At 38.9% G+C, this 12,671-nt stretch carries 10 protein-coding genes; all 10 read left to right on the top strand.

The window, feature by feature from the left end; genetic code table 11:
- The first annotated feature begins 30 nt into the window (after window positions 1–30).
- The 10 genes from ygfK (at window position 31) to IGL86_RS09645 (ending at window position 12,654) form a co-directional block, all read left to right on the top strand.
- Window positions 31–3,036 (top strand): putative selenate reductase subunit YgfK, encoded by a 3,006-nt coding sequence (gene ygfK, locus IGL86_RS09690; protein WP_430605600.1) that lies wholly within the window; start codon window positions 31–33, stop codon window positions 3,034–3,036.
- A 29-nt stretch (window positions 3,037–3,065) separates the two neighbouring features.
- Complete coding sequence (gene hydA / locus IGL86_RS09685) at window positions 3,066–4,439, top strand: dihydropyrimidinase (protein WP_016616770.1); 1,374 nt, start codon at window positions 3,066–3,068, stop codon at window positions 4,437–4,439.
- 23 nt (window positions 4,440–4,462) lie between these two features.
- Window positions 4,463–5,656, top strand: coding sequence for a diaminopropionate ammonia-lyase (gene dpaL, locus IGL86_RS09680; protein WP_002382663.1), 1,194 nt, complete (start codon window positions 4,463–4,465; stop codon window positions 5,654–5,656).
- Window positions 5,647–6,972: a YgeY family selenium metabolism-linked hydrolase gene (locus IGL86_RS09675; RefSeq protein ID WP_002362247.1), complete on the top strand. Its 1,326-nt coding sequence runs from the start codon at window positions 5,647–5,649 to the stop codon at window positions 6,970–6,972. Before dpaL ends, IGL86_RS09675 begins: the two co-directional genes overlap by 10 nt.
- A gap of 38 nt (window positions 6,973–7,010) precedes the next feature.
- Window positions 7,011–8,204 carry a knotted carbamoyltransferase YgeW gene (ygeW, locus tag IGL86_RS09670; RefSeq protein WP_033625412.1) on the top strand — a complete coding sequence of 398 codons (1,194 nt, stop codon included), beginning with the start codon at window positions 7,011–7,013 and terminating at the stop codon, window positions 8,202–8,204.
- 240 nt (window positions 8,205–8,444) lie between these two features.
- Window positions 8,445–9,389 carry a carbamate kinase gene (gene arcC, locus IGL86_RS09665; protein WP_010828946.1) on the top strand — a complete coding sequence of 315 codons (945 nt, stop codon included), beginning with the start codon at window positions 8,445–8,447 and terminating at the stop codon, window positions 9,387–9,389.
- A 14-nt stretch (window positions 9,390–9,403) separates the two neighbouring features.
- The gene (locus IGL86_RS09660; protein WP_002362244.1) at window positions 9,404–9,784 is read left to right on the top strand and encodes a RidA family protein; all 381 of its coding nucleotides are present in this window, start codon (window positions 9,404–9,406) and stop codon (window positions 9,782–9,784) included.
- A gap of 93 nt (window positions 9,785–9,877) precedes the next feature.
- Entirely contained in the window at window positions 9,878–11,197 is a 1,320-nt protein-coding gene (locus tag IGL86_RS09655) for a nucleobase:cation symporter-2 family protein (RefSeq protein WP_033625413.1), read from the top strand.
- A 93-nt stretch (window positions 11,198–11,290) separates the two neighbouring features.
- A complete protein-coding gene (locus IGL86_RS09650) occupies window positions 11,291–11,650 on the top strand; it encodes a winged helix-turn-helix domain-containing protein (protein WP_002356595.1) in 360 nt (119 codons plus the stop codon).
- The gene (locus tag IGL86_RS09645) at window positions 11,647–12,654 is read left to right on the top strand and encodes an XdhC family protein (protein WP_033625414.1); all 1,008 of its coding nucleotides are present in this window, start codon (window positions 11,647–11,649) and stop codon (window positions 12,652–12,654) included. The genes IGL86_RS09650 and IGL86_RS09645 overlap by 4 nt, the downstream gene beginning before the upstream one ends.
- The last annotated feature ends 17 nt before the right edge of the window (window positions 12,655–12,671 follow it).

Here is a 12,671-nt window from a genome sequence, read left to right as displayed (position 1 = left end):
CTTTCATTATAAATAAAAGGAGTGACGTTAATGAGTGATATTATGCATCCCATCTCAATTGAGGCTTTATTAAATTGGATTTTTAGTGAGTATCAACAAGATGGCACAATTTTTGGCATTCGTAAATTTTATCATGCGGATCCTACAAAAACGATTTCGTTATTTGGAGAAAAAATGGAAACCCCTTGTGGTCCAGCAGCAGGTCCTCATACACAATTAGCACAAAATATTATTGCGGCCTATTTAACAGGTTCTCGTTTTTTTGAAGTTAAGACAGTCCAGATACTGGATGGAGAAGATTTACCGGTGAGTAAACCATGTATCGCAGCAGCGGATGAATGTTACAACGTTGAGTGGTCCACAGAATTGCGCGTTCCCCAAGCTTATGATGAATACGTCAAAGCATGGTTCGTTTTGAAGTTACTGAGTAAAGAGTTCGAGCTAGGTGACCCGAATGGTTTCATTTTTAACATGAGTGTTGGCTATGATTTGGCAGGGATTCAATCACCAAAAATTGATCGTTATATTAACGAAATGCAGAACGCAGAAGGAACGCCGATTTGGGCGGAATGCCAAGCAGCTGCCAAAAAATATCTATCTTATTTTAAAAAAGTAGATGACTTATATATCGAAGCAATTAGTCCTAAAGTCTGTCATTCTATTACGCTGTCGACTTTACACGGCTGTCCATCAGATGAAATTGAACAAATTGCGGCCTATTTATTAAGTGAAAAAGGGCTCCATTCCTTTATTAAATGTAATCCAACCATGTTAGGTTATGAATATGCGCGTCAAACGATGGATGAGCTAGGGTTTGATTATATGGTTTTTGACGATCACCATTTTAAAGAAGATTTACAATTTGAAGAAGCAGTACCGATGTTACAACGTCTGCAATTATTAGCCAATAGTAAAAATCTAAGCTTCGGAGTTAAAATTACGAACACTTTCCCAGTAACGATTGCAGCAAATGAATTACCTGGTGATGAAATGTACATGTCAGGACGTTCGCTATTTCCTCTTAGTATTTCATTGGCACAAAAATTATCAGAAGCATTTGATGGGAAACCACAAATTTCTTATTCTGGCGGTGCAGATATTTTCAATAGTAAAGAAATATTTGATGCTGGGATTTGGCCAATCACTATGGCAACGACTCTGTTGAAACCCGGTGGCTATCAACGAATGAATCAAGTTGCTAATGTATTAAGCGCAGCAGAATATCCTCAGATGGTTCATGTCAACTTGGATAAATTAGCCCAAGTTGTTGAGAAAGCTAAAACACAAGCGCGTTACCAAAAATCAATTAAATTACCAGAAAGTACCAAACTAAGAAAAACAGTTCCACTAACAGATTGTTATATCGCTCCTTGTCGAAGTGACGGCGGTTGTCCAATCAATCAGGATATTCCTGCTTACCTTCGTTATGTAAGTGAAGGCAATTATTTAAAGGCCTTGCAAGTAATTGTCGATAAAAATCCGTTGCCTTTTATTACTGGAACCATTTGTGCACATCCTTGTATGACTAAATGTACACGTCAATTTTATGAAGAATCTATTCATATTCGGGAAGTGAAGTTAGAAGCAGCTGAACATGCTTATGATGAATTATTGACGACACTAGAAAAGCCACAGCCAAAAGAAAATGCACCTAAAACAGCTGTTGTGGGTGGAGGCCCTGCAGGGATTTCTGCTGGGTATTTATTAGCACGTGAAGGCATGCCTGTTACTGTGTTTGAAAAATCCGAGACAATTGGGGGCGTTTGTAGCCAGATTGTACCAGAATTTCGAATTTCTATGGAATCTGTTCAAAAAGACGTTCAGTTAGCGGAATTTATGGGAGCCGAATTCCGTACAGGACAAGAGGCGCCATCATTGGCAGAATTGAAAAACCAAGGCTATACGAATGTTATTTATGCCATTGGTGCATGGAAACATGGGGTCCTTCGTTTAGAATCTGGTCGAGCATTGAACTCGTTAGAATTTTTAAAAGCAAACCGAGAAAATCCAACGATTAATCCCTACGGAGAACAGATTGTCGTCGTTGGTGGCGGAAATACAGCCATGGACTGTGCTCGTGCAGCCACAACATTACCTGGTGTTAAAAAAGTCTCAGTGGTTTATCGTCGGAATAAACGCAATATGCCAGCAGATGAAGAAGAACTTTATTTAGCCTTAGAAGATGGTGTCGACTTTTTAGAATTACTTTCGCCAATTAAACATGAAAATCAACAATTAACTTGTGAAAAAATGGTCCTAGGTGAACGAGATGCTTCTGGACGCCGTCGTCCGATTGGTACAGGAGAAATGATTGATATTCCTGCTGATACAGTGATTGCCGCTGTTGGTGAAAAAGTAGATACAGAGTTTTACCAAGCATTAGGCATTCACACAGACAACTATGGGAAAGTCGTTTCAAATCAAGAAACATTGGAAACAAATATACCAGGCGTCTATGTCATTGGTGACGCTAATTTAGGACCAGCCACAATTGTTGAAGCAATCGCTGATGCAACCAAAGCGGCCAATAATATTTGTCTTGTCCACAATCATCACTATGAAAAAGATAATTTAAATAGTGATGTCGCATTTGTTAGAAACAAACGGGGTATCCTTGTGACAGACGAGATGTCTTGTAGTCAAGCTAGTCGTTGCTTAGAATGCTCCACAATTTGTGAATCTTGTATGGATGTCTGTCCAAACCGAGCAAATATTGTTGTGTATGTCGAAGGAAAACCACAAATTGTTCATGTTGATCGGATGTGTAACGAATGTGGCAACTGTGAAACATTTTGCCCTTATGCAAGTGCCCCTTACAAAGACAAATTTACCTTATTTAACAGTGAAGCTGATTTTTATGACAGTACTAATTCAGGTTTCTATGTTCAAAATCCTGTGGATAAAATTTGTTTACTGCGTCTATGGGGAACGGTGTCAACGATTCAATTAACAGATCAAGGATTAGATGTACCAGAAGATTTAATCGCATTAATGGTAACTATGATTGAAGAATATGCTTATTGTATGCAAGCATAAAAGGAAATTTACGACTGGGGGATAAATAAATGTCTATTCTGCTCAAAGGTGGAACCGTCGTATCTGCATATAATCGTCGTCAATTGGATATTCGAATTGACGGCGAGCAAATTGTAGAGATGGGGGCAAATTTACCAGTAGAAAATTCTCAGATTGAGGATGTTACGGGGTGTTATGTATTACCAGGCTTTATTGATGCGCACACGCATCTGGAATTAAATAATGGCAAAGGTTCGTTAAGTACGGCGGATAACTTTACTACTGGCAGCCAAGCGGCGGTGGCCAAAGGTACGACTACGGTTATTGATATGGCTACACCTAATAAAGGTGGCTCATTGAAAGACTGTTTAGCTACTTGGAATCAATTGGCTGAAGGCAAGAGTTCATGTGATTATACTTACCATATGTCCATGATCGAATGGAACCCAACGATAGCTGCTGAAATTCAGGAAATGATTGCTGCAGGTATTACTTCCTTCAAAATGTATATGGCTTATGATAACTTGCGGACCACAGATGCGGAAATTTTTGAAGCGATGAAAGAAATAAAAAAAGTTAATGGAATGTTAGGCGTTCATTGTGAAAATGGTGATTTAGTAGATGAATTAATCCAATCATATGTTTCTCAAGGAAAGCTAACCCCGCACTATCATCCGTTATCAAGACCGGCGGCTGTTGAAGCAGAAGCGGTAGCAAGATATTTGATGATAGCGGAAATGGCTGATTTGCCGGTTAACATTGTGCATTTAAGCACAAAACGATCATTAGAAGCGGTGGAACGGGCTCGTCAAAGAGGACAATCAGTCTATGTAGAAACTTGCCCTCAATATCTTTTACTAGATGATCACTTGTATGATGCGCCTAATTTTGAAGCAGCAAAATATGTCTGCTCACCGCCACTACGCAAACGAGAGGATCAACAGGCTTTGTGGCAAGGGATTAAAGAGGGGGCAATCAATACAATATCGACAGATCACTGCAGTTTTAATTTTCACGGACAAAAAACAGTTGGCGAAGATGATTTTAGTAAAATTCCCAATGGGATGCCAGGTGTTGAAACGAGACCAGAATTAATTTACACGGAAGGTGTGGCGAAGGGCCGAATCACCTTGGAAAAAATGGTTGCTCTGCTTTCTGAAAATATTGCTAAACAATTCTCGATGTATCCACAAAAAGGTGTGGTGCAAGAAGGCAGTGATGCCGATTTAGTTGTTTGGGATCCTAGAACAACCGGCGTGATTGCTGCGAGAACGCAGTTACAAAATGTCGATTATACGCCGTATGAAGGATTTGAAACACAAGGACAGGCTCGAATGGTTTATTTAAGAGGTCAAAAAGTTGCTGAAGCTGGGCAAGTCATCTTGGCAAATCAAGGAAAATTTGTTTTTCGTAAAGCAACTTAAAAATAGAAGGAGGAGAAGTATTTTTGGAAAAAATTAAATGGACAGCAAATGAAATGCCGAAGACGGAGGATAAGTACTTACCTCTGATGTCTAAAGAAAAAATTGAGAAAGCTTTGGCTTTTCACAAAAGTTTTCCACAGTATTCAGAAACACCATTAGCAGAATTGAATCATATGGCCGCGTATCTGGGGTTAAATGATTTCTTTGTTAAAGATGAATCTTATCGCTTTGGTTTAAATGCTTTTAAAGTCTTAGGTGGTTCGTTTGCCATGGCTAACTATATTGCCGAAAAATTAAAGAAAGATGTTTCGGAACTAACATATGATGAATTAACTTCTGATCAATTACGATCAGCTTTTGGACAAGCTACGTTTTTTACAGCAACTGATGGCAACCATGGACGAGGAGTCGCTTGGGCTGCGAATAAATTAGGTCAAAAATCAGTTGTACTCATGCCGAAGGGTTCAACACAGACGAGAAAAGAAAATATTGAAAAAGAAGGCGCAACCGTCACAATCGAAGAAGTTAATTACGATGAATGTGTGCGAATGGCTAATAAAATGGCCGAAGAAACTGAAAACGGTGTCATGGTTCAAGACACCGCTTGGGACGGATATGAAAAAATTCCGACTTGGATTATGCAAGGATACGGAACGATGGCGTTAGAAGCCTCTCAACAATTAAGAAAATTTGGCTCTGAACGACCTAGTCATGTTTTTGTTCAAGCTGGTGTCGGCAGTTTAGCTGGTGCAGTGATTGGTTATTTTGCTAATGCTTTTCCAGAAAACCCACCGGTTATGGTCGTAGTTGAGGCACAGGCCGCTGACTGTTTATATCAATCAGCAATTAAAAAAGACGGAGAAATTCGCTTTGTCGATGGTGATTTACAGACAATTATGGCTGGCTTAGCATGCGGAGAACCTAATACGATTTCTTTTGATATTCTAAAAAATCATACATCCTTCTTTGTTTCAGCACCAGATTGGGTTTCTGAAAAAGGAATGCGTATGTTGGGCGCACCATTAAAAGGGGATCCGCAAGTTGTATCAGGCGAATCTGGGGCAGTAGCAATGGGCTTAGTAGCTACAGTGATGCAAGATCCCGACTATCAAGAATTACGTGAGGCATTGCAACTGGATGAGACGTCAAACGTTTTAATGTTTTCTACCGAAGGGGACACTGATCCAGACAATTATAAAAAAATTTTATGGAGGTAAAAGGAATGGATTTTAATGCAGTAAATGCAGCAGCAGAAGGTTACAGAGAAGATATGGTCAAATTTTTAAGAGACCTTGTCAAAATTCCAGGAGAAAGTGCAGAAGAAGGCAACAAAATTGCGCGAGCAAAAGCCGAAATGGAAAAATTAGGTTTCGATAAAATTGACATTGATCCTCAAGGGAATTTACTTGGTTATATGGGGTCTGGTGAAAAATTAATTGCTTTTGATGGGCACATGGATACTGTCGGAATTGGTGAAATGAGTAACTGGAAATTTGATCCTTACGATGGCTATGAAACAGAAACTGAGATCGGTGGTCGCGGTACGTCTGACCAAGAGGGCGGGATTGTTTCGGCTATTTATGGCGCTAAAATCATGAAAGATTTAGGTCTATTATCAGAAAAATACACTGCTTTAGTAACAGTTACTGTCCAAGAAGAAGACTGTGACGGCTTATGCTGGCAGTACATTATCAAAGAAGACGGTATCCGTCCAGAATTTGTTGTTTCAACAGAGCCAACAGATGGTGGGATTTATCGTGGTCAACGAGGCCGAATGGAAATTAAAGTTGATGTCAAAGGCGTTTCGTGTCATGGCTCAGCACCAGAACGTGGAGATAATGCCATTTACAAAATGGCGGATATCTTACAAGATGTTCGTGCCTTAAACAACAATGGAGATACAGAAAGCACAGCGATTCGTGGTTTAGTTCGTATGTTAGATCCTAAGTACAATCCAGAGTGGCAAGAAGCCCGTTTCTTAGGTCGTGGTACGGTGACTGTTTCGCAAATTTTCCATTCTTCACCAAGTCGGTGTGCTGTTGCGGATGGCTGTACCGTTTCACTAGACCGTCGAATGACTGCTGGAGAAACTTGGGAAAGTTGTTTAGAAGAAATTCGCAATTTACCAGCTGTTAAAAAATATGGAGATGATGTGACGGTTTCAATGTACAACTATGATCGTCCTTCTTATACGGATTTAACTTATGAAATTGAATGTTATTTCCCAACGTGGGTAATTCCAGAAAATCATGATGTAACAAAAGCCTTGATGGAAACGCACAAAAATCTCTATGGAGAAACACGGAAAGGCTCTGTAGAAACAGTGGAAATGCGTGAAGAACGCCCATTGTTAGATAAGTGGACCTTCTCAACAAATGGCGTTTCAATTATGGGACGTAATGGCATTCCTTGTATTGGTTTCGGGCCAGGGGCGGAAGCACAAGCACATGCACCAAATGAAAAAACTTGGAAAGATGATTTGGTTCGTTGTGCAGCCGTTTATGCGGCATTACCAACGGTCTATTGTGGTTAAGTAAAGGATTATTAGACAAGAAAAAAGGAGCAGATGGAATGGAAACGTTTAAAGAATATATTGAGAAATTAGATAAATTAGAATTTGAAAAAATGTACGAAAATGACTTTTTCCTAACTTGGGAAAAAACAAGAGATGAATTAGAAGCTGTTTTCACAGTTGCCGATACATTACGCTATTTAAGAGAAAATAATATTTCAACTAAAATCTTTGATAGTGGCTTGGGAATTTCTTTATTCCGCGACAACTCTACAAGAACACGTTTTAGTTTCGCTTCAGCGTGTAATCTTTTGGGCTTAGAAGTTCAAGATTTAGACGAAGGAAAAAGTCAAATTTCTCACGGAGAAACTGTTCGTGAGACAGCAAACATGATTTCTTTTATGGCTGATATCATTGGTATTCGTGATGACATGTACATTGGTAAAGGCAATGCTTACATGAACGAAGTATCAGAATCTGTCCAAGAAGGATATAAAGATGGGGTATTAGAACAACGCCCAACGTTAGTGAATTTACAATGTGATATTGACCATCCGACGCAAGCAATGGCGGATGCGTTGCATTTAATTCATGAATTTGGTGGCATTGAAAACCTGAAAGGGAAAAAAGTTGCCATGACTTGGGCGTATTCACCATCTTATGGAAAACCATTATCTGTTCCTCAAGGAATTGTTGGTCTAATGACCCGTTTAGGAATGGATGTCGTCTTAGCACATCCAGAAGGTTATGAAATTATGCCAGAAGTAGAAGAAGTTGCGAAGAAAAATGCAGCAGAATTTGGTGGAAACTTTACTAAAACGAATAGTATGGCAGAAGCATTCAAAGATGCGGATGTTGTTTATCCGAAAAGCTGGGCACCTTTTGCGGCAATGGAAAAGCGAACTGAATTATATGGCAATGGTGACCAAGCAGGAATTGATCAATTAGAACAAGAATTACTTTCTCAAAATAAAAAGCACAAAGATTGGGAATGTACAGAAGAATTGATGAAAACAACAAAAGACGGCAAAGCTTTGTATATGCATTGTCTACCAGCTGATATTACTGGCGTTAGTTGTGAAGAAGGCGAAGTGGAAGCTTCTGTTTTCGATCGTTATCGGGTCGAACTTTACAAAGAAGCTAGCTACAAACCGTATGTTATTGCGGCTATGATTTTCTTAAGTAAAGTAAAAAATCCGCAAAAAACCTTAACAGACTTAGCGGATAAAGCGATACCAAGAGAAGTAAAATAATGAATTTGGCATGAAGACAGATGCTTTTTCTTTACACAATGAATCATTAGAAGTTGCCTCTTCAACATGAACAAATAAGACCTTCCCAAGTCTATTCATGAATGTGTGATTGTCTCGAGTCAAGAACGCTTAGTCATGTGCGTTGACTTCATGCAACGACAACAGACAGTTAATACGAAAACTCGTTGTGAAAAAGAAAAAGCATCGTCCTTTTTATAAAACAGAAAATGAGGTGAAGCAATGGGCAAACGCGTCGTAGTAGCTTTAGGTGGCAATGCTTTAGGAAATAATTTGACGGAGCAGATGACTGCCGTAAAACAGACCTCCAAAGCGATTGCAGATTTGATTGAAGCAGGATATGAAGTTATTTTATCTCATGGCAATGGTCCTCAAGTGGGGATGATTCAATTAGCTATGGAAGAATTTTCCTTTAATAATCCACAATATCCAGTTGTTCCGTTATCCATGTGCGTAGCCATGAGTCAAAGTTACATTGGCTATGATTTAGAGAATGCGCTACAAGAAGAGTTGCGTCAACGAAATATAAGTAAAGCCGTCACCACCATAGTCACTCAAGTGGTCGTGGATGAAAATGATCCGGCGTTCAAAAAACCAACGAAACCAATTGGTCGCTTCATGACAAAAGAAGAAGCAGAACAATTAGTCAAAGAAAAAAATATACAAGTGATGGAAGATGCTGGCCGTGGTTATCGCCAAGTCGTCGCTTCTCCTAAACCAAAAAATATTGTCGAACTTCTCACGATTCAAACATTGGTTGATGCTGGCCAAACAGTCATTGCTGGCGGCGGTGGTGGCATCCCAGTCATTCAAGAAGGGAACCGACTAAAAGGTGTAAATGCAGTTATCGACAAAGATTTTTGTAGTGAACGACTGGCTGAACAAGTGGATGCTGATCTGCTCGTGATTTTAACAGCAGTTGAAAAAGTTTGTATTAATTTTGGTAAAGAAAATCAAGAAGCCCTAGGGAATATTTCAACAGAAAAAATGAAACAATATGCGCAAGAAGGTCAGTTTGCTCCAGGTTCAATGTTACCAAAAGTTGAAGCAGCGATTAAGTTTGCTGAATCTAAGACAGGTCGAAAAACATTGATTACGTTATTAGAAAAAGCCAAAGAAGGATTATCTGGAAAAACAGGGACTTTAATTGAAAATAAAGAATCATAGAATGGAGGAAAACGATGACAAACAAAATGATTAATTCTGCACAGGCACCAGCTGCTGTAGGTCCTTATTCACATTCTGTCTTAGCGGGAAATACGTTGTACATTTCTGGACAACTAGGATTAGATCCGCAATCGGGCGAAATGAAGACTACAGTGGAAGAACAAGCAAAACAAGCTTTTATCAATTTAGGTTCGATTTTAAAAGAGGTCGAGATGACCTATGATAATGTTGTGAAAACAACGGTGTTTTTACAACATATGTCTGATTTTAGCAAAATTAACGAAATCTATGGGAATTACTTTTCAGAAGTTTTGCCTGCACGTTCTTGTGTAGAAGTAGCCAAGTTGCCAAAAGATGGTTTATTTGAAATTGAAGCAGTTGCTGTCAAAGGATAATTTTTAAGATGTTTCTGAGGGAAAAAGGATTGCATTCTTTACTGATTAAGGGAAACAATCCTTTTAGAATAAAAAGAAGAAGGAAACGATCCTATGAATGAAAAAAAAGAGCAAGCATTATTTGAATATGATGCGAAACTATCAATTTCTGAAGCAATTCCGATGGGATTGCAACACGTTGTCGCAGCAGTAGTAGGGATTGTCACACCGGGAATTATGATTGCCAAAGTTTGCCAATTAAGTCCTAGTGATACGACTATTTTGATTCAAACATCATTGATTTTTTCAGCAGTTGCCACGTTAATTCAACTTTTCCCTATTTTTGGAAAAGTGGGTTCACGGTTACCAGTTATGATGGGGGCAAGTTTTGCGTATGTACCGATTTTGATGGCCATCGGAGCTGATTTTGGGATTGCAGCAATTTTTGGTTCCCAATTAGTTGGCAGTATTCTTGTTATTATTGTTGGTTTGTTCATTAAAAAAATCCGTGTGTTGTTTCCGCCTTTAGTAACAGGAACGGTTATTTTAAGTATTGGCCTATCCCTGTTTCCTGTTGCGATTAAGTATATGGCAGGAGGAGCTGGTAGTGCTGATTTTGGTTCAGCCCGGAATTGGTTAGTTGCATTATTAACCTTTGCGATTGTCTTTTACTTCAATTATTTTGCAAAAGGATTTTTGAAGTTATCAGCAATTTTAAACGGAATGGTTATTGGTTATTTGATTTCTTTAGCTTTAGGGATGGTTAGTTTTGAGCCAGTTCAAAATGCTAAAATCGTTCAGGTAATTACCCCGTTTCATTTTGGACTGGATTTTCAACTGGTGCCTATCTTTACGCTTGTGGTGATGTTTATTGTTGATGCTGTTCAAGCCATCGGTCAATTTACAGCAACAACGGTTGGGGCAATGGATCGGGATGCAACGGATGAAGAATTATCTGGCGGAATTATGGGGAGTGGTTTCACTAACTTTATTGGTAGTTTATTTGGATCAATCCCAGTGGCAACTTTTGGACAAAATGTTGGTCTGGTTACGGTAACAAAAGTGATTAATAAGTATGTTCTGGTTTTCGCTTCAGTTATATTATTAATTGCTGGTTTTGTTCCGAAAGTAGCTGCGTTATTAACTACGATTCCTTACGCGGTAATTGGTGGCGCAACGATTTCAGTTTTTGCTTCTATTTCTATAACAGGTATTCGGATGATTGCTTCGCAGGAAATGACTCCTCGAAATACTGGGGTTGTCGGAACAGCTCTAGCATTTGGAATTGGTGTCACATTGTCTACTGGAAGCTTAGCTGGTTTTCCAACTTGGGTAACAACGATTTTCGGTAATTCGGAAGTTATCTTAACCACTTTGGTAGCAGTCCTTTTAAATGTCATTTTAAAACCAAAAAAGCGCGTAGCACTTGAGTGAAGATTGCTTTTTTTGATACGAAAGTGAGTAAGCTTTCGTATCCTTTTTCCCTTACGTTATCTATAAAAAAATGAACGAATAAAGGAGGAGAAGATGTTTACGTATTCCTTAAACTTAAAATTAAAAACAGATCGGAACTTTTTTGGTCCTGGCGTTGTCGAAGTTTTACAAAAAATTCAGCAAACTGGGTCACTAAACTTAGCGGCAAAAGAGATGAAAATGTCTTATAATAAGGCATGGCGGATTGTGCGGGTAGCTGAAGAAGAGCTATCTTTTCCATTAATTATCAAAAGTGTTGGTGGTTGTAATGGTGGCGGGTCAATTGTTACGGATCAAGGAAAAGAGTTGATTGATCAATATCTTTTATTTGAGAAAAAAGTGTATCAACAGGTAGAGGCATGCTTTGAAGAAATATTTAAAGAACAGGATGTAGTATCGGAGGAACTGAAATGAGAGAAGTATTTCAGCGTTTGAAACAGGCAATATTGGAAAAGCAAGACACGATGTTATTAACGATTGGTACAAGTTCAGGATCTACACCACGAAGTCAAGGGGCTAGAATGCTGGTTTCCGCCGAAGGTAGAATAGCCGGAACTGTTGGTGGTGGCGCGGTTGAATTTCAGGCTGAACAAGTGGCAAAAAAGCTACTTATTGAGAAAGAAAATGCACAACGTCAATTTATTTTAGCCCCGAATAATATTGCTGATTTAGGCATGGTCTGTGGCGGAAATGTCACGATTTTTTTCCATTATCTTTCATGGGAAACGCCATTTTTAAAAGAGTTGTGTGAGTCCATAGAAACGCAATTTCAAAATAATCAACAAGGTTGGTTAATGACTGAACTAGATCAAAACAATTTAGGAAAAGTATCCTTTTATAGTGAAACAGGCGAATTGATTGGTTCCACTTCTTGGGAGGGGGAATTAAGTTTGCTACCTAAAGGTATCCATTGTGAGCAAAAAGAGGACATAATTTTTTTAACAGAAGCGATCCTCCAAGTAGGGAAAGTGTATATTTTTGGAAGTGGTCATGTCGCACGCGCATTGGTACCTATTTTAAACTATTTATCGTTTTATTGCGTTGTAGTGGACGATCGTCCAGAATTTTTAACGGCACAAGCTTTTCCACAAGCTGAGGAACTACGGGTTATTCCTTTAGAAAATTTAGCTGCGTTTATTGAAATAACGGCGGACGATTATGGTATAGTAATTACCAGAGGACACAATTTTGATTTCATCGTTGCCAAACAGTTATTGGAAACACCAGCCAAATATATTGGTGTGATGGGGAGCAAACACAAAATTGCTTCACAAGTTCGACGGTTAAAAGAGGTCGGTTATACAATGAATGAAATTGAAAGAATTTTCATGCCAATTGGCTTAGACATTGCAGCCGAAACACCAGAAGAGTTAGCGATTAGCATCGCGGGAGAATTAATTCAACAGCGCTATCAATAATGAGGACTTTTGAGTTA

Source organism: Enterococcus sp. DIV0774 (genome assembly GCF_050539095.1).
GTDB lineage: Bacteria > Bacillota > Bacilli > Lactobacillales > Enterococcaceae > Enterococcus > Enterococcus faecalis.
Note: the sequence above shows the minus strand (reverse complement) of the source record. Positions and strands in the feature narration are given on the sequence as shown.

Bases quoted from the DNA above. Each gene is read 5' to 3' on its own strand.
- ygfK (WP_430605600.1), top strand. From the start codon at position 31: ATGAGTGATATTATGCATCCCATCTCAATTGAGGCTTTATTAAATTGG.
- hydA (WP_016616770.1), top strand. From the start codon at position 3,066: ATGTCTATTCTGCTCAAAGGTGGAACCGTCGTATCTGCATATAATCGT.
- IGL86_RS09675 (WP_002362247.1), top strand. From the start codon at position 5,647: ATGGAGGTAAAAGGAATGGATTTTAATGCAGTAAATGCAGCAGCAGAA.
- ygeW (WP_033625412.1), top strand. From the start codon at position 7,011: ATGGAAACGTTTAAAGAATATATTGAGAAATTAGATAAATTAGAATTT.
- arcC (WP_010828946.1), top strand. From the start codon at position 8,445: ATGGGCAAACGCGTCGTAGTAGCTTTAGGTGGCAATGCTTTAGGAAAT.
- IGL86_RS09660 (WP_002362244.1), top strand. From the start codon at position 9,404: ATGACAAACAAAATGATTAATTCTGCACAGGCACCAGCTGCTGTAGGT.
- IGL86_RS09655 (WP_033625413.1), top strand. From the start codon at position 9,878: ATGAATGAAAAAAAAGAGCAAGCATTATTTGAATATGATGCGAAACTA.
- IGL86_RS09650 (WP_002356595.1), top strand. From the start codon at position 11,291: ATGTTTACGTATTCCTTAAACTTAAAATTAAAAACAGATCGGAACTTT.
- IGL86_RS09645 (WP_033625414.1), top strand. From the start codon at position 11,647: ATGAGAGAAGTATTTCAGCGTTTGAAACAGGCAATATTGGAAAAGCAA.